This is a genomic window from Arthrobacter sp. YD2 (assembly GCF_030410475.1).
GTDB lineage: Bacteria > Actinomycetota > Actinomycetes > Actinomycetales > Micrococcaceae > Arthrobacter_B > Arthrobacter_B zhangbolii.
On sequence record NZ_JAUHHB010000002.1, the window covers coordinates 932,196 to 956,108 of the forward strand.

At 66.5% G+C, this 23,913-nt stretch carries 21 protein-coding genes; 7 read left to right on the forward strand and 14 right to left on the reverse strand.

From position 1 onward, the window contains the following. Positions 1-58 precede the first annotated feature (58 nt). From QWJ37_RS10955 to QWJ37_RS10965, 3 genes are all read right to left on the reverse strand, one after another. Positions 59-952 (reverse strand): AAA family ATPase, encoded by an 894-nt coding sequence (locus QWJ37_RS10955; RefSeq protein ID WP_227902329.1) that lies wholly within the window; start codon positions 950-952, stop codon positions 59-61. Positions 953-1,066: 114 nt separating this feature from the next. Beyond that, positions 1,067-1,654 carry a GNAT family N-acetyltransferase gene (locus QWJ37_RS10960; RefSeq protein WP_290245272.1) on the reverse strand — a complete coding sequence of 196 codons (588 nt, stop codon included), beginning with the start codon at positions 1,652-1,654 and terminating at the stop codon, positions 1,067-1,069. A gap of 145 nt (positions 1,655-1,799) precedes the next feature. After that, on the reverse strand, positions 1,800-3,212 hold the full coding sequence (locus tag QWJ37_RS10965) for a cation:dicarboxylase symporter family transporter (protein ID WP_227902331.1): 1,413 nt from the start codon (positions 3,210-3,212) through the stop codon (positions 1,800-1,802). A gap of 131 nt (positions 3,213-3,343) precedes the next feature. Here QWJ37_RS10965 and QWJ37_RS10970 point away from each other — a divergent pair, with 131 nt between their 5' ends. Together QWJ37_RS10970 and QWJ37_RS10975 are read left to right on the forward strand one after the other, a co-directional pair. Beyond that, positions 3,344-4,960, forward strand: coding sequence for a sensor histidine kinase (locus QWJ37_RS10970; RefSeq protein WP_290245273.1), 1,617 nt, complete (start codon positions 3,344-3,346; stop codon positions 4,958-4,960). A gap of 2 nt (positions 4,961-4,962) precedes the next feature. Next, positions 4,963-5,670 carry a response regulator gene (locus QWJ37_RS10975; RefSeq protein WP_290245301.1) on the forward strand — a complete coding sequence of 236 codons (708 nt, stop codon included), beginning with the start codon at positions 4,963-4,965 and terminating at the stop codon, positions 5,668-5,670. A 9-nt stretch (positions 5,671-5,679) separates the two neighbouring features. Here the strand turns inward: QWJ37_RS10975 and QWJ37_RS10980 are convergent, their stop codons facing one another. Beyond that, positions 5,680-7,599, reverse strand: a complete 1,920-nt coding sequence (locus tag QWJ37_RS10980) for an AMP-binding protein (protein WP_290245274.1) — start codon at positions 7,597-7,599, stop codon at positions 5,680-5,682. A gap of 222 nt (positions 7,600-7,821) precedes the next feature. Between QWJ37_RS10980 and QWJ37_RS10985 the strand changes: the two genes are divergently transcribed. Genes QWJ37_RS10985 through QWJ37_RS11000 form a run of 4 tightly spaced genes read left to right on the forward strand, consistent with a single transcriptional unit; the run spans position 7,822 to position 12,094 of the window. Next, the gene (locus tag QWJ37_RS10985) at positions 7,822-8,508 is read left to right on the forward strand and encodes a GntR family transcriptional regulator (protein ID WP_227902351.1); all 687 of its coding nucleotides are present in this window, start codon (positions 7,822-7,824) and stop codon (positions 8,506-8,508) included. Further along, complete coding sequence (locus tag QWJ37_RS10990; protein ID WP_227902335.1) at positions 8,495-10,012, forward strand: MmgE/PrpD family protein; 1,518 nt, start codon at positions 8,495-8,497, stop codon at positions 10,010-10,012. Before QWJ37_RS10985 ends, QWJ37_RS10990 begins: the two co-directional genes overlap by 14 nt. Then, positions 10,013-10,918, forward strand: coding sequence for a methylisocitrate lyase (gene prpB, locus QWJ37_RS10995; RefSeq protein WP_227902336.1), 906 nt, complete (start codon positions 10,013-10,015; stop codon positions 10,916-10,918). A 42-nt stretch (positions 10,919-10,960) separates the two neighbouring features. Next, complete coding sequence (locus tag QWJ37_RS11000; RefSeq protein WP_290245275.1) at positions 10,961-12,094, forward strand: bifunctional 2-methylcitrate synthase/citrate synthase; 1,134 nt, start codon at positions 10,961-10,963, stop codon at positions 12,092-12,094. Positions 12,095-12,287: 193 nt separating this feature from the next. Here the strand turns inward: QWJ37_RS11000 and QWJ37_RS11005 are convergent, their stop codons facing one another. The 10 genes from QWJ37_RS11005 to QWJ37_RS11050 all read right to left on the reverse strand — a co-directional run bounded on the left by QWJ37_RS11005 (position 12,288) and on the right by QWJ37_RS11050 (position 22,349). Further along, positions 12,288-12,788, reverse strand: a complete 501-nt coding sequence (locus QWJ37_RS11005; protein ID WP_290245276.1) for an NUDIX domain-containing protein — start codon at positions 12,786-12,788, stop codon at positions 12,288-12,290. Next, positions 12,788-13,702 (reverse strand): site-specific tyrosine recombinase XerD, encoded by a 915-nt coding sequence (gene xerD / locus QWJ37_RS11010; protein ID WP_227902352.1) that lies wholly within the window; start codon positions 13,700-13,702, stop codon positions 12,788-12,790. The genes QWJ37_RS11005 and xerD overlap by 1 nt, the downstream gene beginning before the upstream one ends. Before the next feature lie 346 nt (positions 13,703-14,048). Next, positions 14,049-14,717 carry an NUDIX hydrolase gene (locus tag QWJ37_RS11015; RefSeq protein WP_227902339.1) on the reverse strand — a complete coding sequence of 223 codons (669 nt, stop codon included), beginning with the start codon at positions 14,715-14,717 and terminating at the stop codon, positions 14,049-14,051. A gap of 4 nt (positions 14,718-14,721) precedes the next feature. Further along, complete coding sequence (locus tag QWJ37_RS11020) at positions 14,722-16,416, reverse strand: CTP synthase (protein ID WP_279326973.1); 1,695 nt, start codon at positions 16,414-16,416, stop codon at positions 14,722-14,724. A gap of 82 nt (positions 16,417-16,498) precedes the next feature. Beyond that, complete coding sequence (gene recN / locus QWJ37_RS11025) at positions 16,499-18,220, reverse strand: DNA repair protein RecN (RefSeq protein ID WP_227928069.1); 1,722 nt, start codon at positions 18,218-18,220, stop codon at positions 16,499-16,501. Beyond that, positions 18,217-19,272 carry an NAD kinase gene (locus QWJ37_RS11030; RefSeq protein ID WP_227902342.1) on the reverse strand — a complete coding sequence of 352 codons (1,056 nt, stop codon included), beginning with the start codon at positions 19,270-19,272 and terminating at the stop codon, positions 18,217-18,219. The genes recN and QWJ37_RS11030 overlap by 4 nt, the downstream gene beginning before the upstream one ends. Before the next feature lie 49 nt (positions 19,273-19,321). Then, a complete protein-coding gene (locus QWJ37_RS11035; RefSeq protein WP_290245277.1) occupies positions 19,322-20,170 on the reverse strand; it encodes a TlyA family RNA methyltransferase in 849 nt (282 codons plus the stop codon). Between the two features lie 2 nt (positions 20,171-20,172). After that, a complete protein-coding gene (locus tag QWJ37_RS11040) occupies positions 20,173-20,394 on the reverse strand; it encodes a hypothetical protein (RefSeq protein ID WP_290245278.1) in 222 nt (73 codons plus the stop codon). Positions 20,395-20,521: 127 nt separating this feature from the next. Then, the gene (locus QWJ37_RS11045; RefSeq protein WP_290245279.1) at positions 20,522-21,520 is read right to left on the reverse strand and encodes an HAD-IIA family hydrolase; all 999 of its coding nucleotides are present in this window, start codon (positions 21,518-21,520) and stop codon (positions 20,522-20,524) included. Further along, entirely contained in the window at positions 21,513-22,349 is an 837-nt protein-coding gene (locus QWJ37_RS11050; protein WP_227902346.1) for a hypothetical protein, read from the reverse strand. Before QWJ37_RS11050 ends, QWJ37_RS11045 begins: the two co-directional genes overlap by 8 nt. A 6-nt stretch (positions 22,350-22,355) precedes the next feature. On the opposite strand from QWJ37_RS11050, the gene QWJ37_RS11055 reads away from it, so the two are divergent. After that, complete coding sequence (locus QWJ37_RS11055; protein WP_290245280.1) at positions 22,356-23,555, forward strand: hypothetical protein; 1,200 nt, start codon at positions 22,356-22,358, stop codon at positions 23,553-23,555. Positions 23,556-23,913 lie beyond the last annotated feature (358 nt).

Sequence of the window (23,913 nt, forward strand, 5' to 3'; positions counted from 1 at the left end):
TCGTTCGGACGCCCTCTGCTGCGGAGCGTCGTCGGGCGCGGCAGCAGGCCCGGCCGGCTTAGGGCGCGCCGCCGCGGGCAATCAGTTCCTTGGCCAGACGGCGGTACGAGTCGGCGCCCGGGTGGTTCCCTGCGTAGGAGGTGATCGGCTCGGCGGCCACGGTGGCGTCGGCAAACTTGATGGTCCGCTTGATGACCGTTTCGAAGACCTTGTCACCGAAGGCTTCCACCAGCCGGGAAATGACCTCGCGGCTGTGCAGGGTGCGGGCGTCATACATGGTGGCCAGGACACCGTCCACCTGCAGGCCCGGGTTGAGGCGGTCCTGCACCTTTTCAATGGTCTCCACCAGCAGCGCAACCGCGCGGAGGGCGAAGAATTCGCAGATCAGCGGAATGATCACGCCGTGCGCCGCGGTCAGTGCGTTGACGGTAAGCAGGCCCAGGGAGGGCTGGCAGTCGATGAGGATGACGTCGTACTCGTCACTCACGCGGCGAAGCGCACGTTCGAGCACCTGCTCGCGGGCCACTTCGTTCACCAGCTGGACCTCTGCCGCGGACAGGTCAATGTTGGCCGGCAGCAGGTGGATGTTTTCGATCGCGGTTTCATGGATGGCCTCGCGGATATCCACCTTGCGGTCCATCAGCACGTTGTAGACGGTGAGATCCAGCTCGTGGGGGTTGGCTCCGAGACCCGCGGACAGGGCTCCCTGCGGGTCAAAGTCCACCAGCAGAACGCGGCGGCCGGCCTCGGCCAGCGCGGCCCCGAGGTTGATGGTGGAGGTGGTCTTGCCGACCCCGCCCTTCTGGTTCACCATCGCGATGATCCGCGCAGGGCCATGTGAGGTGAGGACGGGAGGTTCCGGGAATTCCGTGACGGGACGTCCGGTGGGACCCATCGCCGTATCGGTTGCGGTTGCGTCCTGCAGAGTCGACGAACTCTGATCGCTGCTCACGTATAAATCCACGCTTCCGTATCTAGCTGTCCTGCGGGCTGTCTGTGTCAAGGTTACAGCCGGGCCACGGCCATACCGTGAATCGTCGCCCCGAACACCGGCGAGCCTTGACGCTCAAGTAGAACTCGAACCTTGCGGGTTCACCGCAGCGTGAAGGTGCATGTCATGCCAGCCGTCCTGGTGCCGCAGTCCGCTGCGCCGGATCCCCTCCAAGGCATAACCGGCCTTCCGTGCCACCGCACAGGACGCCTCATTGCGGACCGAGTGGGACAGCTGAAGCCGTTTCAGCCCCAGGGCGCTGAAACTCCATTGGCTAAGCGCTTCCACGGCGCGGGCCGCCACACCTTTTCCCCGCTCCGCTTCCATCACCCAATACCCGAGCTCGCCCTCGCCTTCGTACAGGTTGAGGCGGCTCAGCGCCACACGGCCCACAACGTCTCCGCCGCCGCTGCACACGGCCCAGTTTGCCCCGGATTCGTCCTGCCAACGGGCGGACCAGCTGGTGATCCATCCCCGCGCTTCGGCTTCGCCATCCATGGTGCGGCGGTTGTAAAAGGCTATTTCCGGCTGGCTGTAGGCGGTGACCAGTACCGCGGCGTCATCCACGGTCCAGGGCCGCAGGACCAGCCCGTCGGCGGCCAGGGACGGCTGCGCCGAGGCATTGAGCGATCCGCGCCGCAGATAGGGGCCAAGAGCCGTCATGATCTTCCTCCCGTGCCGGACACGCCCATTATGCCGGTTTCACGGGCAGTCGGTCCGGGGCGCGCGGGCAGCGCGAAAGAGCACGGCACAGCAAAACGCCCCGCCCCGGATATACCGGGGCGGGGCGTTCGTAGGCAGATGGGCGTCAGTGCCGGGGGGCAGCCGGCGCGCTTCCGGCAGGGCCGGGAACGGTTTCGGCCAGTTCACGGGACTCTTCTGTCTCGCGCGGCTCGTCGGTGCCTGCATCGATGTTCATGCTGGCCTCGTCGAAGGGACGCTCGCGGTCCAGCACTGCGGTGACCTGTTCCTTGTCGATTTCCTTGGTCCAGGTGCCGATCAGCACGGTGGCAACGGCATTGCCGGTGAAGTTGGTCAGTGCACGGGCCTCGGACATAAACCGGTCGATGCCCACGATCAGGCCTACGCCGTCGATGAGGTCGGGGCGGTGCGACTGCAGCCCGCCGGCCAGGGTGGCCAGGCCAGCGCCGGTAACCCCGGCGGCACCCTTGGACGCAATGATCATAAAGACCAGCAGCGAGATCTGCTCACCGAGCTCCAGCGGCTTGCCCATGGCTGAGGCAACAAAAAGTGCCGCCATGGTCAGGTAGATGGCCGTGCCGTCCAGGTTGAAGGAGTAGCCGGTGGGAACCGTCACTCCCACCACCGGCTTGGAGATACCCAGGTGCTCCATCTTGGCGATCAGGCGGGGCAGTGCCACCTCGGAGGAGGACGTGGAGAAGATCAGCAGGTATTCGCGGCCGAGGTAGCGCATGAGCTTGAAAATGTTCACGCCGGTGACCAGCTTCAGGATGCTGCCCAGGACCACCACGATGAAGAGGATGCAGGTGAGGTAGAAGGCGACCATCAGGGTGGCCATGCTGACAATGGCCTGAATGCCGGTCTCGCCGACGACGGCGGCAATGGCGCCGAACGCACCGATCGGTGCCAGCCACATGATCATCATGAGGATCCGGAACACGAGTGCCTGGATGTAGCCGATGCCCTTGAGCACGGGGGCGCCGGCGGTGCCCATCTTCTGCAGCGCGAAGCCCACGAGCAGGGCAACAAAGAGGGTCTGCAGGATGCTTTCACCGGTCAGGGAAGCCAGCAGCGTGGTGGGAATAATGCTGAGCAGGAAGCCCGTCATTCCCTCTTCGTCTTCCGCGGCGGCCGGCGCGGCATCCGAGGACGCGGCGATATCCAGGCCCTCACCCGGATGGATGAAGTTTCCCACCACCAGGCCGATGGCCAGGGCGAAGGTGGACATGATGATGAAGTAGCCCAGCGCCAGGCCGCCGACCTTGCCAACCGTGGCTGCTTTGGCGATTGAACCGATGCCTAGGACAATGGTGCAGAAGATGACCGGGGCGATCATCATCTTGATGAGGCTGATGAACCCGGTCCCGAGCGGTTTCAGGGACTTGGCGAACTCGGGTGCGGCCAGGCCGATGACGGCACCGAGCACCACCGCCGCGATGACGGCGATGTAAAGGAAATGTGTTCTGTCCGGCCGGCGGCTCTTCTGTGAACCGGCGGCCGGGGAAGCGGCAGCTGCCATGGCGGTACTCCTAGTTGCTTTTGATCGGCTCCCATCTTCTGCCCCTGTGTGACCACAGTCACCCTTGTGTTCATACTGTTCTCGACAGATTTCCCAACTAATACCCATTTCCGGCAGACGTAAGGACGAACGTGCATCAGTGGAGCCTGGCCCGCCGCTTCCTGCTGGCGCAGCTGGCATTCATCCTCTGCGTCTCCGGCGGCATCGGCTGGGGGCTGTACAACCAGGCCGAAGAAAACACGTATGCGGAGACCGGTCAGCGGATGCTGGCGGTTGCAGGCACCGTAGCCGCAAGCGGCACCGTGCGCACCGCCGTCGAATCGTCCGAGCCCGAGGTCCTGCAGGTGTACGCCCGGGATGTCATGGACCGGGTAGGCGTGGATTTCGTGACCATCATGGACACGGACCGCACCCGGCTTACGCACCGGAATCCCGACCAGATAGGCAAGCCCTACATCGGCTCAGTGGACCAGGCGCTCGCCGGCGAGAGCTTCACCGAAACCTACACCGGCACCCTGGGGCCGTCGGTCCGCGCCATTACACCGGTACGGGATGACGACGGGAACATCATTGCCCTTGTGGCTGCCGGCATCACCGTGGACCGCGTGGGCATTGCCCGCGATGCCCGCCTGCCCGAACTGTTCGCCATCGATGCCCTGGCCCTGGCGGTCGGAGCGGTGGCCGCGTACCTGCTCAGCCGCTACCTGCGCCGGGTTACCCATGACCTGCGCCCCGGCGAACTGGCCCATATGTTCACTTTTTACGACTCCGCCCTGCACTCGGTCCGTGACGGACTGCTGCTGCACAACAACCGGGGGCAGCTGGTGCTGTACAACGACGAGGCTGCCGGACTCCTGGGCCTGCCGCCCGGCGGATCCGGGCCGCAGCAGCTCCCTCCCCTTCCGGGACCGCTGACGGAACTGCTTCGTTCAGGGCGGGACGCGCGGGAGGAAATCCACCTCACCGGCGAGCGCGTCCTGGTGGTCAACCAGTCCGCTGCCGTCTCCGCAGCCCCGCAGCGCCGCCGCTACGGCACGGTGACCACACTGCGTGACCATACGGACGTCGAATCACTGACCGGCGAGCTGGCATCCCTGCGCACCCTGGCGGATGCCCTCAGTGCGCAGACCCACGAACACGCCAACCGGGTGCATACCCTTGTCTCGCTCATTGAGCTGGGCCGGTCCGGGGAAGCGGTCCGGTTTGCCACTGCCGACCTGGAGCAGTCCCAGCAGCTCAATGACGAGGTCCTGGCGGGTGTCGAAGAGCCGGCTGTCACGGCCCTGCTGATGGGCAAGGCCGCCCAGGCCCGCGAGCGCGGCATTGACCTGCACATCGAGGTGACGCAGACGTGCGGCCGGTTCACCGGCGGCGGCGTGGAACCCGTGGAACTGGTGACCATCATCGGAAATCTGCTGGATAACGCCTTTGATGCCGCGGACGGGTCCGTTTCCCTGCTTCTGGATACCGAGGAAACCCACGTGCTGATCGAAGTGCAGGATGACGGGCCCGGCGTCGCGCCCACCATACTCGAACATATATTCGAACAGGGGTTCAGCACCAAGGAGCCCGGCGACGGCCGTGCACTGGCAGGACGGGGCATAGGACTTGCGCTGGTCCGGCAGGCGGTGACCCGCCTGGACGGTGATATCCGCGTTTTATCGGAACCCGGCGCCTGCTTCAGTGTGCAGCTGCCCGTTCCCGCCCCGAAGCAAACGCCGGCGGCCCTGACGGATGTGGCCCCGTGACGGTGACGCAGTCCCCCATCGGCGTCCTGGTGGTGGAAGATGAGCAGATCCCGGCCGAGGCCCATGCCGAGTACGTCCGGCGCATCCCCGGGTTCCGGCTCGCGGGGATCGCGCGTACCGGCACGGAGGCGCTGAATATGCTCAAGGACGCGGGTCGGATGGCGGAGGAACCGGGTATTGACCTGGTGCTGCTGGATATGAACCTGCCCGATCTGCACGGGCTGGACCTGCTGCGGCGGATCCGGGGCGCGGGGCTGCCCGTTGACGTCATTGCCATCACCGCCGTCCGGGATCTGGCCGTAGTGCGCAGTGCCATGTCCGGCGGGATCGTCGGATACCTGATCAAACCGTTTACCTTCTCTGCGTTCAGCACCAAGCTCACCACCTATGCCGAGTACCGGCGCCGGATGGGAGAGCAGGCAACCGCCACCACCCAGAGCGAAGTGGACAGTGCCTTTGCCGCGCTCCGGCCGGCTGTGGCAGCCGTACTGCCCAAGGGCCTCTCGGGAGAAACACTGGCCGCCGTCGGTGACCTGCTGAAGCGTGCCCCGTCCCCTCTGTCCGCCACGGAGGTGGCAGTGCAGCTGGAAATGTCCCGGATTACCGCCCGGCGCTATCTGGAGCACCTGGCCGATCAGGGTGCCGTGCTGCGTGCCCCGAGGTACGGCACTCGCGGCCGCCCGGAACTTGAATACAGCTGGCGGCGGTAACCGGCGACGTTACCCCCGGGATCCGCCCGGCCGCAGCAACGGCGTCAGGGCCTCGATCACTGCCGGATCCTCGATGGTGGAGGGGACGGTGTGCGGGACCCCGTCAGCAATCTGGCGCATGGTTTTGCGCAGCACCTTTCCGGAGCGGGTCTTTGGCAGGGCATCCACCACTTGGACCTCTTTGAAGTCCGCCACCGCCCCGATCCGCGAGCGCACACGTTCCACGAGTTCGCGCTGCAGCTGCGCCGCGTCCGTCTCGGCGCCACTCTTGAGCACCACGTAGGCGCAGGGACGCTGGCCCTTGAGCGGGTCCGCGACCCCGATCACCGCACACTCGGCGACTGCGGGATGGGAGCCCACCGCTTCCTCCATGGCGCCGGTGGAGAGGCGGTGTCCGGAGACGTTGATGACGTCATCCGTGCGGCCCATCACGTAGAGGTAGCCGTCCTCATCCAGATAGCCGGAGTCCCCCGTGGCGTAATACCCCTCAAAGACCTCCAAGTAGGCGTTCCGGTACCGCTCATCACTGCCCCACAGCGTGCGCAGCGTGCCCGGGGGCAGCGGCAGGCGCAGGGCAATGTTCCCTTCCGTTCCCGGCGGCACCTCGGCGCCGGCGCCGTCCAGGATGCGGACGGTGAAACCGGGAACCGGGACGGTGGGTGAGCCCGGTTTGACCGGCAGCTCATCCAGGCCCACGGGGTTGGCGCAGATAGCCCAGCCGGTTTCGGTCTGCCACCAGTGGTCAATGACCGGAACATCCAGCGCGGCGCCCGCCCACTCCAAGGTGGCCGGGTCCAGGCGCTCGCCGGCGGAAAACAGGTGCCGCAGCCGGGACAGGTCGTACCGGCCGGGTTCGACGGCGTCCGGGTCGGCCTTGCGGATCGCACGGAGGGCGGTAGGGGCGGTGAACAGCACGTCCACTCCATGCTCGGCGGCAACCCGCCAGAAAGCGCCGGCGTCAGGGGTTCCCACCGGTTTGCCCTCATACAGGACCGTCGCTGCCCCGGCGATCAGCGGCGCATAGACAATGTAGGAGTGGCCCACCACCCAGCCGACGTCCGACGCCGTCCACATCACCTGCCCCGGGCCGACGCCGTAGATGTTGCTCATCGACCAGGCCATGGCCACGGCGTGGGAACCGTTATCCCGCACCACTCCCTTGGGTGATCCCGTGGTGCCGGAGGTGTAAAGGATGTACAGCGGGTCACCGGCGGCCACGGAGACCGGTCCGGCCGGTTCGGCGGCAGCGGCAAGTTCCGCCCAGTCCTGCCAGGAGGCTCCGCCCGCGCCGTTGAAGTCGGCGCGGGACGAGCTGAACCCCTTGCGTTCGGCAACGACGACGGCGTCCACCCGGTGCCCGGCTGTCTCCAGCGCCTCGGCCACGGCCGGCAGGTACTCCACCCTGCGCTTGGGCTCCACCCCGCCGCTGGCAGTCACGATGACCTTCGGGCCGGCGTCGTCAATCCGTGCCGCCAGCTCCCGCGGTGCGAATCCGCCGAACACCACGGAGTGCACCGCACCCAGCCGGGCGGTGGCCAGCATGGCAATCACCGCTTCGGGAATCATGGGCAGGTAAATGATCACCCGGTCCCCCGCCTCCACCCCGAGTCCGCGCAGCACACCGGCGAAGGTTTCCACCTCGGCCAGCAGCTCACGGTAGGAATAGGTCCGCTGCACCCCCAGCATGGCCGAATCGTAGATCAGTGCGTCGGCATCCCCGCGGCCGGCCGCCACATGCCGGTCCAGGGCGTTGTAGCTGGTGTTCAGCCGCCCGTCCGGGAACCACGCATACAGGGGCGCGGCAGAGGACTCGAGTGCGAGCGCAGGCGGAACGTCCCAGTCCACCATGGACGCCGCCTCCAGCCAGAAGCCTTCGGGGTCTGCCGTGCTCCGGGCGTAGGTCCGGGCGTAGGTGTCGCGCTCTGCCATGAATCCTCCTCGATCCGCTGCGGTACGCGCCATGCTACTAGCGGCGCGGCAGTGACGGCGCAAGACCGTGCCGGTCCGGGCCGGGACGGCTTCATTCGGAAAGGCATCTGTATACACAGCCGGGATCCAGACTGCACTTTGTGAGCCCGGATACGTAAATTGCGCTCTCATGTATACACTGTGGTGAACGTGACGCAGGTATCAGACGTGAGGAGGCGCACCATGCGGGCCAGTGACCGTGCTTATGCCGCCTTGCGCCAGGACATTGTCAATTGGGAGCTGCCGCCGGGCACCGTGCTGGGCGAAGTGGAACAGTCCGCCCGGCTGGGCGTCTCCCGCACGCCCCTGCGCGAAGCACTCAGCCGTCTCACCGCGGACGGCCTGGCGGCCCCGCACAGCGGACGCGGCGTCGTGGTTACCGGCATATCGCTGGATACCGTTGCGGACCTGTTCGAGCTGCGGCAGGCGCTGGAATGCAAGGCAGCGGCACTCGCCGCGGTCCGCGGACCGGCGCCGGCCTTCCACGCGCTGGCGTCCCGTTTCCGCTCCGCCGGGGAAGTGATCGGTTCGGCCGACGGCGACCGCACCGGCTACTACTCGCTGGTGGCCGAACTGGATGCCGCCATCGACGCGGCCGCCGCCAATGCCTATCTGACCCAGGCGCTGGGCAACGTGCGGCTGCATCTGGCCCGTGTCCGCCGGCTGGCCAAGGACAACCCGGAGCGGCTGTTCGAAACCGCCGGCGAGCATGCCACCATCGCCGACGCCGTGGCCTCCGGCAACCCGGAGCTGGCGGCTGCCGCCGTCGCCGTCCACCTGCATAAAAGCCTCAACCATCTTCGGTCCGCCCGGACCGGTTCCCCTGAGATCACCACCCCTGAGATAAGGACACACCGTGAACCTGCATAAAGTGCGCGTCTACCGCAGCGACGAGAAGCTGGCCCGTGAGGATCAGCTCGCCTACAAAATTGCCCGGGTTGCCGCCGACCCCGTGGATGTCACCGCCGACGTCACGGATATGGTCATCAACCGCATCATCGATAACGCTTCCGTAGCCGTGGCATCCCTGAACCGCGGTCCCATTGTCGCCGCCCGCGCCCAGGCCCTCTCCTTCTCCCCCTCGGCGCACGGCAAGGGCGCCTCCGTCTTCGGTGTGCTCGCCAAGACCAGCCCCGAGTGGGCCGCCTGGGCCAACGGCGTGGCCGTGCGTGAACTCGACTACCATGACACCTTCCTGGCCGCCGAGTACTCCCACCCCGGCGACAACATCCCGCCGGTCCTCGCCGTCGCCCAGCACACCGGGGCCTCCGGCAAGGACCTGGTCCGCGGCATCGCCACCGGCTACGAAATCCAGGTCAACCTGGCCAAGGCCATTTGCCTGCACAAGCACAAGATCGACCATGTGGCCCACCTCGGCCCCTCCGCGGCCGCCGGCATCGGCACGCTGCTGGGGCTCGACGTCGACACCATCTTCCAGGCCGTGGGCCAGGCCCTGCACACCACCACCGCCACGCGCCAGTCCCGCAAGGGCGAGATCTCCACCTGGAAGGCCCACGCTCCGGCCTTCGCCGGCAAGATGGCCGTCGAGGCAGTGGACCGTGCAATGCGCGGCCAGACTTCCCCCACGCCCATCTATGAAGGTGAAGACGGCGTCATCGCCTGGATGCTGGACGGACCCGACGCCGCCTACGAGGTTCCGCTGCCCGAGGAAGGCGAAGCCAAGCGCGCCATCCTGGACACGTACACCAAGGAACACTCTGCGGAGTACCAGGCCCAGGCCTGGATTGACCTGGCCCGCAAGATCCACGGCGAACACCCCGAAGCCGCCGATCCGGCCAACGTGGAGAGCGTCCTGATCGCCACCTCGCACCACACCCACTACGTCATTGGCTCCGGCGCGAACGATCCGCAGAAGTACGATCCCACCGCCTCGCGCGAAACCCTGGACCACTCCATCCCGTACATCTTCACCGTGGCCCTGCAGGACGGATCCTGGCACCACGTGGATTCCTACTCCCCCGAACGCGCCGGCCGGCCGGACACCGTGGAACTGTGGCACAAGGTCACCACGGTGGAGGATCCGGAGTGGACCCGCCGCTACCACTCGCTGGACATCAGCGAGAAGGCCTTCGGCGGCAAGGTCACCATCGTGCTGACCGACGGCACCGTGATCACCGACGAAATTGCCGTTGCAGACGCCCACCCGCTGGGCGCCAAGCCGTTTGCCCGTGAGCAGTACATCAACAAGTTCCGCACCCTGGCCCGCGGCCTGGTGTCCGAGGAAGAGATCGAGCGCTTCCTGGCCACCGTGCAGCGCCTGCCCGAGCTGGCCGCCGGCGAGCTGGACCAGCTGAACATCACCGCCGCCGACGGCGTCATCACCCCGGCCGCCGCACCGAAGGGACTCTTCTAAATGCTGTACTCCTCCGTAACCCCCGAAGCCAAGCGGATTGCCTTCCGTGAAGGACTGGCCTCCGGCACCCTGCAGCAGTTCCCGGGCGCCTTCAACCCGCTCTCGGCCCGCCTGATCGAGGAAAAGGGCTTCCACGGCGTCTACATTTCCGGCGCCGTCCTGGCCAATGACCTGGGCCTGCCGGACATCGGGCTGACCACCCTCACCGAGGTGGCCACGCGTGCCGGGCAGATCGCCCGGATGACCGACCTGCCGGCCATCGTCGACGCCGACACCGGCTTCGGCGAGCCGATGAACGTGGCACGCACCATCCAGGAACTCGAGAACGCCGGCCTGGCGGGCTGCCACATCGAGGACCAGTTCAACCCCAAGCGCTGCGGCCACCTGGACGGCAAGAACGTGGTGGACACCGAAACCGCGGTCAAGCGCATCCGTGCCGCCGCGGACGCGCGCCGGGACCCGAACTTCCTGATCATGGCCCGCACGGACATCCGCGCCGTGGACGGACTCGAAGCCGCCCAGGACCGCGCCCGGGCGCTGGTGGAGGCCGGCGCCGATGCCATCTTCCCCGAAGCGATGAAGTCCCTCGAGGAATTCGCGGCCATCCGCGCCGCCGTCGACGTGCCGATCCTGGCCAACATGACGGAGTTCGGCAAGAGCGAGCTGTTCACCTACGAGGAGCTCTCGTCCGTGGGCGTGAACATGGTGATCTACCCCGTCACGCTGCTGCGCAGCGCCATGGGTGCGGCCGAGCGGACACTGGAAACCATCAAGGCGCACGGCACGCAGGAGTCCGATGTGCCCAACATGCTCACACGTGCACGTTTGTACGATCTGGTGGATTATGAGGCGTACAACCACTTCGACACGTCCGTTTTCAACTTCCAGGTTCCGGGCACCCACTAGACCCGGCCAGGCATTAACCGCACGACGAAGGAGTCAGCACCAATGACAGATCCCCAGATCCACAAGGGCCTGGCGGGGGTACTCGTAGACACCACCCGCATCTCCAAGGTCAACCCAGAGACCAACTCCCTGCTCTACCGCGGCTATCCGGTCCAGGAGCTCGCCGCCCGGTGCAGCTTCGAAGAAGTGGCCTACCTGCTCTGGAACGGCGAGCTGCCCACCGAGGCGGAACTGGCCGAGTTCACCGACCGGGAACGCGCCCAGCGTGCCCTCACCCCCGAGCTGAAGGCCGTCATCGACGCGCTGCCGGTCACCTGTCACCCGATGGACGTCTGCCGCACCGCGGCCTCCGTCCTGGGCGCCTCGCATGAGCTGGCCGAGGATTCATCGGTACAGGCCAACATGGACAAGGCCGTGGGCCTGTTCGCGGCCATGCCCGCCGTCGTCGCCTATGACCAGCGCCGCCGCCGCGGCCAGGACGTCGTGGAGCCCCGGGATGACCTGGGCTACTCGGCGAACTTCCTCTGGATGACGTTCGGTGAGGAAGCCGCCCCCGAGGTGGTGGAGGCCTTCAACGTCTCGATGATCCTGTACGCAGAGCACTCCTTCAACGCGTCCACCTTCACCGGGCGTGTCATCACCTCCACGCTCTCGGACCTGCACTCGGCAGTCACCGGAGCCATCGGTGCGCTGAAGGGCCCGCTGCACGGCGGCGCCAACGAAGCCGTGATGCACACGTTCGAGGAAATCGCGCAGAGTGCGGGCGACGGCGACGTCGCGGCCCACGCTGCAGCGTGGCTGGACGAGGCGCTGGAACAGAAGAAGAAGATCATGGGCTTCGGCCACCGGGTCTACAAGAACGGCGATTCCCGGGTGCCGACCATGAAGGCATCCCTGGACAACATGGTCAAACACTATGACCGCCCTGACCTGGGGGACCTGTACACGGCGCTGGAATCGGCCATGGGTGAGCGCAAGAACATCCTGCCGAACCTGGACTACCCGGCAGGCCCGGCCTACCACCTGATGGGCTTTGATACGCCCACGTTCACGCCGCTGTTTGTTGCGGCGCGGATTACCGGGTGGACGGCGCACATCATGGAGCAGCTTGAAGCCAACTCCCTGATCCGTCCGCTGAGCGAGTACAACGGAGCCGAGGAGCGGCACCTGCCGTAGGGTTCACTTTCGTCCCGGCATCGGGGGTCCGGAACGGCGGCAACGAAATTCCCTGCTCGCAGAGCTCGCAGGGAATATTAAAGCCGCCTTATCCGGGCCCCCTTTTGCGTCTGCCGTGCCCTCGCCCGGCGACCCGTCCAGGCCTTTGTGCCGTCCGGAGCCCCCGTCCTATCACTGGGTTTGCTGGCCGCAGCTAGGAAAAAACGATGCTTGCGACATTGACGTTGTCGTCGGCGATGGTGACGACGGCGTCGAAGTATTCGCCGGCCAGCAGGCGGGGCATCCAGTGGGCGGAGTCCGGCCACATCCTGGCATAGGGCATCTCCCCCGCCGGATACCAGGCCGGGCGGATCTCCTCCGTCTCCACAGGATCGCCCTCCCAGCGCTGTGCCCGAAACAGGACGGTGGACATGTCCAGGGCCGGTGCGGCGGGGAAGATCCATTCGATGGTGCCGGCCCGTTGCAGGTCCGCTTCGGCGACGACGACGCCGGACTCTTCCTCCACCTCGCGGATTGCTGCCTGTTCGGGAGTCTCCCCCGCCTCGATGTGTCCGCCAAGGGTGACAACCCGGCCGAGGCCGAAGCCGGTCTTCTTCAGGCCCATCAGGACCTGCGGACCGTCCTGTGTGGTCCGGAACAGGAAACAGAGGACCACCGGGGACGCCCGGAAGGCCGGCACCCCGCCCGCAGGCATCACAGTGCCCGGGGGTGGGCTGCGGCGTAGACCTCGCGCAGGGTCTCTGCGGTGACCAGGGTGTAGACCTGCGTGGTCGTGACCGAGGCATGCCCCAGCAGTTCCTGGACCACGCGGACGTCGGCACCGCCTTCGAGCAGGTGCGTCGCGAAGGAGTGGCGGAGGGTGTGCGGCGAGACGTCACGGCCGATGTTGGCCTTCTCAGCGGCGTTTTTAAGAATGGTCCAGGCACTCTGCCGGGACAGCCTGCCGCCTCTGGCGTTGAGGAAGAGCGCCGGAGTGCCTTTGCCCTTGGCCGAGGCCGCGGGCCGGCCGCGCACCAGATAGTCATCCAGCGCCCGGGCAGCATAGGAACCCAGTGGGACCAGGCGTTCCTTGGACCCCTTGCCGAAAAGCCGCACCACGTCCGGACCCTTCGCCGGAATCCGTTCCAGGGACAGGTCATCCACGTCCAGGCCCACGGCTTCACTGATGCGGGCACCGGTCGAGTACAGGAACTCGAGCAGGGCACGGTCGCGCAGGCCGGACGGGGTGTCCAGCGAGACGGCTTCGAGGATGCGCGTGACTTCGCTGACGCTGATGGCCTTGGGCAGGCGTTTGCCCGGCATGGGCGGATGCACATCGGACGCAGGATCGGCGGCGGTCATTCCTTCCAGCGCCCAGAAGCGGTGCAGTCCGCGCACCGCAACAATGGTCCGGGCCGCCGAGCGCACGCTCAGTGCAGACGCACCGTCGGATCCTTCGGAGATGGACTGGGCGAAGGCCGTGACATCGTGCCGCGAAATACGGGTAATGTCCTCCACTCCCCTCGCGGCCAGGAAGCGGGCGTAACGCAGCAGGTCGCGGCGGTAGGCGTCCAGCGTATTGACCGCCAGGCCGCGTTCCACGGCCATGTGCTGCAGGTAGGCTCCGATGGCCCGGCCGGCCGGGGTGGAGCGGAGCTCTTCGGCAGCCGAGTGCGACGTAGCGGCACGCGACCTGGCAGGCGCCTTGGCCGGGGTATTACCCGCCTGGGCGGCGCCGGTCCGGGTCTTGGGTTCCCCGGCCGGTCCCGCATCGTCTGCGGGCGCTGCCGTGCGGGATGCGTTGGAGGGACCGGTGCGGTCCAGCTCGGCCAGATCAGCGTCCCGCAGGCGCCGGGCAGCTTCGGAATCCAGATCCAGTTTGAGTGTGGGGTTCAGGGACCCGCTCAGGTTGATGGCTACGGTGTCGTTGCTGTTCCCCGGTGAGGCGTCAGCGGTGGTCATGCTTGGTTCCTAGCTAGCGAACCGGGCCGTTGGGCCAGGTGGAGTGCTGCGAGTGGTGCTCGGGCCACGGTGCGTCGGCCGGACGCAGATCCCGGAAACCGTTGCCGCGTGCGACGGCGGCTGCAAGGACCGCGGCGACGGCAGAGGGGCTGTGCATTCTCCCCTGCAGGGCTGCCTGCACGGCATCATCCAGGTCCACCCATTCGGCCTTGATCTCGGCTTCCTCGTGGGTCCTGGTGTGACGCTCCGCAGCCGGGACTTCGGAAATACCGCGGGCCAGGTAGATCCGCAATGCCTCGCGGGAGGAACCCGGCGAGAGGAACAGATCGGTCAGGACCTGCCATTCCGAAGCCACCAGGTCTGCTTCCTCCGCCAGTTCGCGGGCGGCGCCGACCTGGAAGTCCTCGCCGTCCACGTCCAGCAGGCCGGCCGGAATTTCCCACAGGGTCATCCTCACCGGATGCCGGTACTGGTTGATCAGCAGCACCTGGCCGGCGTCATTCATGGCCAGGATGGCCACGGCGCCGGGGTGGGTGATGTAGTCACGGACGAGGGGCTCGCCGTCGTCGGTCAGGGTGAACTTCTCCTTGACCACGTCCCACACCTGACCGCTGTACACCGTTTCCGATGCCAGCAGCCGCCGCGGGCTTTGTTCGTCAGCGAACCCCTGCGTCCCTGTCATGGTGCTAGGCCTTGGCTTTCTGGTGGGCCAGGGCAGCCTTGACGAGTCCGGCGAAGAGCGGGTGCGGACGCGTCGGGCGGGAGCTGAGCTCCGGGTGAGCCTGCGTGGAGACGTAGTACGGGTGGACGTCGGCGGGAAGCTCGACGAACTCCACCAGGCCGCCGTCGGTGGTGGTTCCGGAGAACACCAGGCCGGCGTCGGCGATCTGGTCACGGTACTGGTTGTTGACCTCGTAGCGGTGGCGGTGACGTTCGGCCACCTCCGTCTTGCCGTAGGTCTTGGCAACCACGGACTCCGGTTCCAGCTTGGCGTCCCAGAGGCCCAGGCGCATGGTGCCGCCCATGTCGCCGCCGCCGGCAACAATGTCCTTCTGCTCGGCCATCGTGGCGATAACCGGGTACTGCGTATCCGGTTCGAACTCGGACGAGGAGGCACCCTCAAGGCCCACCACGTTGCGGGCGTATTCAATGACCATGCACTGCAGGCCAAGGCACAGGCCCAGCGTCGGGAGTTTGTTCTCCCGGGCATAGGTCAGGGCGCCGAGCTTGCCTTCGAGGCCGCGGATGCCGAAGCCGCCGGGCACACAGATGGCGTCGGCGCCGGCCAGCGCCTTCGCGGCACCTTCGGGGGTGTCGCAGTCATCGGAGGGAACCCAGCGGATGTTGACCTTGGCCTTGTTCGCGAAACCGCCGGCGCGCAGCGCTTCGGTCACGGAAAGGTAGGCGTCCGGCAGGTCCACGTACTTGCCCACCAGGGCAATATCCACGTGGTGCTTGGGGTTGTGCACGGCTTCAAGCAGGCGGTCCCACTTGGTCCAGTTGACGTCCTTGAACTTCAGGTCCAGGTGCTGGACGATGTACGCGTCCAGGCCCTGGGAGTGAAGGGTCTTGGGGATGTCGTAGATGCTCGGGGCATCCGGGCAGCCGATCACTGCGTCAACGTCGACGTCGCACATGCGGCCAATCTTGTTGCGCATGGCATCCGGCACCGGGCGGTCCGAGCGGATGACGATGGCGTCCGGCTGGATGCCGATGGAGCGCAGGGCAGCCACGGAGTGCTGCGTCGGCTTGGTCTTCAGTTCCTGGGACGGGCCGATGTACGGCACCAGGGACACGTGCAGGAAAAAGACGTTGTTGCGGCCGATGTCCTGGCGCACCTGGCGGGCTGCCTCGAGGAACGGCTGGGACTCGATGTCGCCGACAGTGCCGCCGATTTCGGTGATGATGACGTCGGGGGTCTTCTTCGCCTCGGAGGGCAGGCGCATGCGGCGCTTGATCTCGTCGGTGATGTGCGGGATGACCTGCACCGTGTCGCCGAGGTATTCGCCGCGGCGTTCCTTGGCAATAACGGTGGAGTACACCTGTCCGGTGGTCACGTTGGCAGAACCGTCGAGGCTCTCATCAAGGAACCGCTCGTAGTGTCCAATGTCGAGGTCCGTCTCGGCACCGTCATCGGTCACGAAGACCTCGCCGTGCTGGAAGGGGTTCATTGTGCCCGGATCCACATTCAAGTAGGGATCGAGCTTCTGCATGGTCACCGCTATGCCGCGCGACCTCAACAAATGGCCGAGACTTGACGCTGTCAGTCCCTTACCGAGTGAGGACGCCACGCCACCGGTGACGAAGATGTGTTTGGTCGTAGAAGACGACTTGGGAAACCTGGAATTTGATCGCTGCACCACGGAGTTCGAGCCTATCACCTTTTGTCGTTTCGGGTTTGACCTGCACTGGAATTCTGACCGGCGGCGCCGCCCTGCGGGGTTCCCGCATGAGTTGGCCGGGTCATTGGAGATGTCCCGCTGAGCCCAGCAGCTCCTCGGCGTGGGCACGTGCCGATGCCGAGTCTTCCTGGCCCGCAAGCATGCGGGCAAGTTCCTTGATCCGCTCCTCCTGGCCCAGTACCCGCACGTCGCTTGCGGTGACACCGGAGCCGTCGTCGGCAGCGGTTGAGGTCTTAATCACGCGGATGTGATGATCGGCGAAGGCTGCCACCTGTGGAAGGTGGGTCACCACGATCACCTGGACGTGCTTTGCCAGCATGGCCAGGCGCCGCCCGATTTCGACGGCGGCCTTACCGCCCACGCCGGCGTCAACCTCATCGAAGATGAAGGTGGGCACCGGGTCCACGGCGGCGAGGACCACTTCGATGGCGAGCATGACGCGCGAGAGTTCGCCGCCGGAAGCTCCCTTCCCCAGCGGGCGGGCGGGCGCCCCGGGGTGGGGTGCCAGCAGGAACGCAATGGTGTCCGCACCGTACGGCCCGGGCTCCCCCGCAGGTTCAACCTCAATGACCAGGTTGGCGTCCTTCATGGCCAGGGCCGTCAGCTCGTCGCTGACCCGCCGGGACAGTTCCGCTGCGGCGTCGGTGCGTAGCTTGGTCAGCGCCGCACCCCTGGTTTCCAGCCGTTCGCCGAGCGACGTGATTTCCGCCTCGAGGGCTTCTATCCGGGTGTCGTCGGAGCTGAGCTCAGCGAGCCGTTTGGCGCTTTCCGCGCCCCATTCCAGTACGCCGTCGATGGAGGGCGCGTACTTGCGGACCAGGCCGGCCAGTTCTGCGCGCCGGGATTCCACCTCTGCCAGCCGTTCAGGTCCCTCTGAATCCAGAGATGCGCCGTAGCTGGCCAGTTCCGTTGCGATGTCCGCCAGAATATAGCCGACTTCCGCCAGCCGCTGGGCTGCCGAGGCAAGGGCCGGGTCATGCTCGCCCGCGGATTCGAGCTGGCGTTTGGCGGCGTCCACCAGCGAGGTGGCATCACCGCCGTCAGCGAAGTCGTCCGCGATCAGGGCCGCATGGGCACCGGCGGCCGCGGTCCGCAGTTCCTCCAGGTTGCCCAGGCGCATGGCTTCGGATTTGAGGGTTTCATCCTCCCCTGGCTGCGGGTCCACCGCCTCGATTTCCTCCAGCGAAGCGGTCAGGTATTCGGCCTCGCGCAGCCGGTCCCTCGCCTGGTCCCGGAGTTCGGCCAGTTCCTTGGCGGCGGCGCGCCAGCGGGCATAGTCCTCCCGGTAGGATCCGAGCTCGGCGGCCAGCGGAGCGCCGGCGTACTTGTCCAGAGCCTCCCGCTGCGCGGCGGCACTCTTCAGTCTCAGCTGGTCGGTCTGCCCGTGGACCACTACAAGGTGCTCCCCGACCTGGGCCAGCACCCCCACCGGAGCGGACCGTCCCCCTACGTGGGCACGGCTGCGCCCGTCGGCGTTGACGGTGCGGACCAGGGTGAGTTCGGCGGCGCCGTCGTAGTCCTCCAGTTCGGCACCAGCCTCGGCAGCTCGGAGGGCTGCCGGACTCTGCGGGTCAACGTGGACGAGCGCCTCAGCGACGGCGGACTTGGCACCAATGCGTACCGCGCCTGCATCGGAACGGGCGCCAAGCAACAGGCCCAGTGCGGTGATGACCATGGTTTTACCGGCACCGGTCTCGCCGGTGACCACGGTAAAACCGGGCCCCAGGTTCAAGGTGGCATCGGTGATGACACCGAGGTCCCTGATCCGGATTTCCTCAATCATTCGACGAAGCCTCCGCGGTCGGTAACTGCCTGGTCTGTAGCCGCGGTGTCTGCATCTGCACTCTCCCGGCTGCCCTCTGCCGCACCGGCGGCTTCCCGGAGGCCTGCATCCCTGCGGCTGGGGCTCAGGTCGGTTCCCGCCGGCGGAGCGGCTGCGGGCCCGCGCCAGCCATGGGTCGGAAGCTGGAATTTGCGGACCAGGCGTTCAGAGAAGGGGGTCAGGTGGGTCCGTGCCAGCCGCACCGGGGTTTGGGAACGTGTGACCTCCACCCGGGAGCCCGGGGGAAGGTCCAGGCTGCGCCTGCCGTCGCACCAGAGCACACCGGATGCGTCCGTGCGGGTCAGGATTTCCACGGCAAGCACGGAGGTGGGTGCCACGACCAGCGGCTTGGCGAACAGGGCGTGCGCGCTGATCGGGGCCAGCAGCAGTGCCTCGACTTCGGGCCACACCACGGGACCGCCGGCGGAAAAAGCGTAAGCCGTGGAACCGGTGGGGGTTGCCAGCACCACGCCGTCGCATCCGAAGGAGCTGATCGGGCGGGCATCGACTTCGATAACCACCTCCAGCATGCGCTGCCGGTCGGCTTTTTCCACGGCCGCTTCGTTGAGCGCCCAGGTATGCGCAATCAGGGTGTTGCTGTGCCAGACCTTCACGTCAATGGTCATGCGTTCTTCGACCGTGTAGGCCCGTTCCACCACCCAGTGCACGGTCTGGGCCAGGTCCGCTCGTTCGCTTTCCGCAAGGAAGCCAACATGGCCCAGGTTCACGCCCAGCAGCGGTACGTTGGTGCCCCGGACCAGTTCCGCGGCGCGGAGGATGGTGCCGTCTCCGCCAAGCACCATGCCCAGGTCAACATCGGTCAGTGCCACGTCTTCGTCGAGTATTTCGGTGGGGGCGGTCAGGACGCCGTATTCGGCCTGGATATCCTCCAGGTCCCGGCGGCGCATGACGGGGATCAGGCCCGACGAATGCAGCTGGGTGCAGGCCTCCTGGGCAGCGGTCATGGCGGCCCGCCGTCCCGTGTGGGCCAAAACCAGTATCCGTCTGCTCATCTGCGCCTTCATCCTCTTCGTTGCCGGTGTCTTATGGCACGTCCATCCGTCAGTCTTCTACGGCAGACTCCCCCACCGCAAACCCGGTGAAGCCAGCGAATGCCTCATCCACCACCCGCTCCGCGGCTGTATCAGCCGGGCCGGCGGGGACGGCTTCAGCACGTTCCGGAACCTGCAGCCACATAAAGAACTCAACATTCCCGTCCTGGCCGGGCAGCGGACTGGGCGCTATGCCGCCGATCCGAAGCCCTGCCGCCATGGCAGCGGCCGCCACACGGGTCACTGCCTGCCGGTGCCTGGCGGGATCCGTGACCACGCCGGTGCGGTTCAGGTTCTCCCGGCCCACCTCGAACTGCGGTTTGACCATCAGCAGCAGGCTGCCGCCGGGGCGGGTGGCAGCTGCCAGCGGTCCCATCACCATGGTCAGGGAGATAAAGGACAGATCAGCGACGGTGAGGTCCACGGAACCCCCGATATCTGCCGGAGAAAGGTAGCGCACGTTCATGCCCTCGTAGACGCTGACCCGCGGATCCGTCCGGATCTGTTCCACCAGCTGGCCGTGGCCAACGTCCACGGCCGCGATGTGCGCGGCCCCGGAGCGCAGCAGCACATCAGTGAATCCTCCGGTGGAGGCACCCGCATCCAGGCAGCGCGCCCCCTGGGCACGGACGGCCGGAAAGGCCGCCAGGGCACCCGCCAGCTTGTGTCCGGCACGGCTGACATAGTCCGGCAAACCATCATCGAGCACATCGAGCCGGTCTCCCGGCCCCACCGGCGCTGATGCCTTGCCTGCCGGCTGGCCCGCACGCAACACCCGGCCCGCTGCAATGAGCTTTGCCGCCTGGGTCCGCGACCGCGCCAGTCCGCGGGTCACCAGTTCCTGATCCAGTCTGGGCATGCTTAGCGTGCATCCTTCGCTGGTCCCGGCGCCGGCGCGTGCGGCGGCGTGTTCCCTTCGGCGTTTAATGCTGCCAGCAGCCCCTCATGGAGCGCGGAGTACGTTGCGCCGTGCGAGGAAACCGGGGCATCGTCCAGGGCCCGGAGTTCGTCCAGCAGCGAATCCACATCAGTATCGCCGGTGGGGACCGGGGACTGCGGCCGCGATTCTGATGCTGCAGGCATCATCGAGTCCGGCAAGGCTGATTCGGACAACGCTGATTCAGACAACCCAGATTCAGACAATGCTGATTCAGACAATGGGGCTTCCTCCTGCGACTGCGGTAGAACGGATAGAACTGCTGGCACAAGACTAGCTGCGGGGTGTGACACTCCAGCGGATCTCCGGTGCCACCGCTGCTTCGACTTCCGGGTAGGCCGCCCACCACGCCGCGCACGCAGCGCGCCAGCTGTCCAGATCGGAAGAGTCTCCGGTGATCACCACAACGGACCCGTCCACCCGGGCGCTGGCGGCTCCGCAGCTGTAACTCTCGCCGTCCCATACCGGCTGCCGGTACGGGACGAAAAGCGCAGCAAGATTTTCGATGATGTACACCGGCCGTTCCGGCGTGCGCGCCGCGAGGGCGGTCATGGGCGTATCGACGCCGGTCAGCACCAGTGCGGTGTCAAAGCCGGCGTTGGTCCCACCCAGGATGTCGGTGTCCAGCCGGTCCCCCACCACAAGCGGGCGTTCAACGCCCAGGTGACGTGCCGCCGTCGTAAACAGCGGTGCCTCCGGTTTGCCGGCCACGAAGGGTACGCGTCCCGTGGCAGCGCCGACGGCGGCCACGAGCGTGCCGTTGCCGGGAGCAATGCCTCGGGCCTGCGGAATGGACATGTCGGTATTGGTGGCTACCCAGACGGCGCCCCTGCCGACGGCGAAGGCGGCCTCCGCAAGGTCCTTCCATCCCAGCCCGGGGTCGAACCCCTGAATGACGGCATCCGGTTCATCCTCGGCTGAGTCAACGCACACCAGCCCCTGGGCTTCCACGGCCGCCCGCAGCGTGGCACTGCCCGTCACCAGGACGCTGGCACCGGCCTGCACCTTGGCAGCAAGCAGTTCGGCCCCGGCCTGCGCGGACCCGAAGACGTTGGCCGCCGTAGCCGGTGCTCCGAGTTCGCGCAGGTGGGCCGCCACGGTCTCCGAAGAGCGTGAGGCGTTGTTGGTGATGTAGGCAAGCCGGACCGGGGAGTCCGCCACCCTGCCCAGTGCCTCTACGGCACCCGGGATGGCGTGCGGGCCGGCATAGACCACCCCGTCCAGGTCCGAAAAGACCGCGTCATAACCCGAGACCAGCGAAGAATCAGTCATCGATACGCGACTGTTCCGTCTCGTCGGCGTCTTCGCGTGCGGTGTCCTCATCCTCGTCGTCGTCCATGTTGAAGTCGCTCACCACAACCTCGACGTCCTCATCCACGTCGCCGTCCTCGGTCAGCAGGCCTTCCTGCTCGTCGCTTGGCAGTGCATCGGCGTCCTCTGCCGGTTCGACCACCGAGTTGTCCTTGGGCGCGGACTCCTCATCTGCTGCAAAGTAGGCCCCGGAGCGGTCCTCGCGGCGTTCGGAACGGCGTTCCTTGCGTTCTTCCTCCGGTGCCAGGTCAAAGATCTCGGGTTCGGCGAAATCGCCCATACCCAGTGCGCTGTCGGCACGCAGTGCCTGCTTACGCCAGGTCTCGGCTTCCTCATTCCGGCCGGCCAGCTCCAGTGCATCAGCGTAGGCACGGAACAGGCGCGGGCTGAAGGAGAAGGCCCGGTTACGGTCCAGCTGCGGAATCTCCAGGGCGCTGACGGCGGCCTCGAACTGCCCCATGTCCATGCGCGCACCGGAGGCAACAATGGCCAGGTCCACCTGACCTGCGGTATCCAGATCCTTGGCGTCCTCGGACCGGACTAGATCCAGTGCCCGCTCCGGATGACCCAGGCCGCGTTCGCAGTCGGCCATCATGGGCAGGTAGTCATTGGAACCGCTGATGCGACGGTAGGTACGGAACTCGCGGAGGGCCTCACCGAAGTGCTCGGCGGCATAGGCGGTCAGGCCCACGGCCTCGCGGACAACGGCCATGCGTCCGCCGCGCCGGCTGGCAGCGAGGGCGTGCTGGAATGCCAGCTCCGGTTCGTCGTCGATCAGGCGTCCGGCCATCACCAGGTGCTTGGCAACCCATTCGCCGTTGACCTCTTCGAGGTTGCGAAGCTGGGCGCGGGTTACCTTGTCCAGCTCCTGTCCGGTGATGTCCTCGTCGATCTCGGGCGAACGCTCACGGTCCGGCCGGTTGGCGCTGCGCAGGTCCTTCGCATTGCGGGGCCGGGGCGCAGCCGGGGCTTCGTCCCGGCCAAATGCGGGACGGCCCGCTCCCTGCGAGGGACGGTCACCGCGCGGCGGACGACTATCCCGCTGGGGGCGATCATCACGACTGAAAGGCTTACGCTCACCATCGCGCTGCGGACGGTCATCACGGCTGAACGGCTTACGGCCGCCAGCGGATGCACCGCGGTCGCCGAAGGAGCGACGCTCACCATCACGCGGCGGACGACTATCCCGCTGCGGGCGATCATCACGACTGAAAGGCTTACGCTCACCATCACGCTGCGGACGATCATCACGGCTGAACGGTTTACGGCCGCCAGCGGATGCACCGCGGTCGCCGAAGGAGCGACGCTCACCATCACGCGGCGGACGACTATCCCGCTGCGGGCGATCATCACGGCTGAAAGGCTTACGCTCACCATCACGCTGCGGACGATCATCACGGCTGAACGGCTTACGCTCGTCACGGTTGAACGGCTTACGCTCACCATCACGAGCAGGACGGTCATCACGCGAGAACGGCTTACGCTCGTCACGGTTGAAAGGCTTACGCTCGCCATCACGAGCAGGGCGGTCATCGCGGGAGAACGGCTTACGGCCAGCGGAAGCACCGCGGTCACCGAAGGAGCGACGCTCACCATCACGCTGCGGACGATCATCACGGCTGAACGGCTTACGCTCGTCACGGTTGAAAGGCTTACGCTCGCCATCACGAGCAGGGCGGTCATCGCGGGAGAACGGCTTACGGCCGCCAGCGGATGCACCGCGGTCGCCGAAGGAGCGACGCTCACCATCACGCTGCGGGCGGCTATCCCGCTGCGGGCGATCATCGCGGCTGAACGGCTTACGCTCACCATCACGAGCAGGACGGTCATCACGCGAGAACGGCTTACGCTCATTGGAACCGGAGCGCTGACCGCCGCCAGTGGGCTTCCGGTCTTCCCAGCGCTTAGGGGCATTACGGTCATTGGTGGCGGGGCGGCCCTGGGCGTCCCGGCGCGGAGCGCCGCTTCGGTTCTGGTCCCTGTTGTTCTGCTCTGACATGCTGGCTAGTTCCTCTCGTCGTGAGCCGACCAACGGAATTTACTGCAGTCGCTCGTCACTATGTACCTGTAATGGAGATGTAAAAGTTTAGGGAGACGCTTAACGCCTCAGGGTAATTCTAGTCCAGTGCACCGTCCGACACCGATTCGCCGGCCCTCGCTGCGTACCCAATCGAGGTGATACTCAGCACCAGGACCGCAGATACGGTGACCTGTGCCGGCATCCCTCGTGGCGGGTTAAACAGGTGAGGCCCGTACCAACACTGGTACGGGCCTCACCCTTCACAATTTGTCCGGCGGTGACCTACTCTCCCACATCCTCCCGGATGCAGTACCATCGGCGCTGTGGGTCTTAG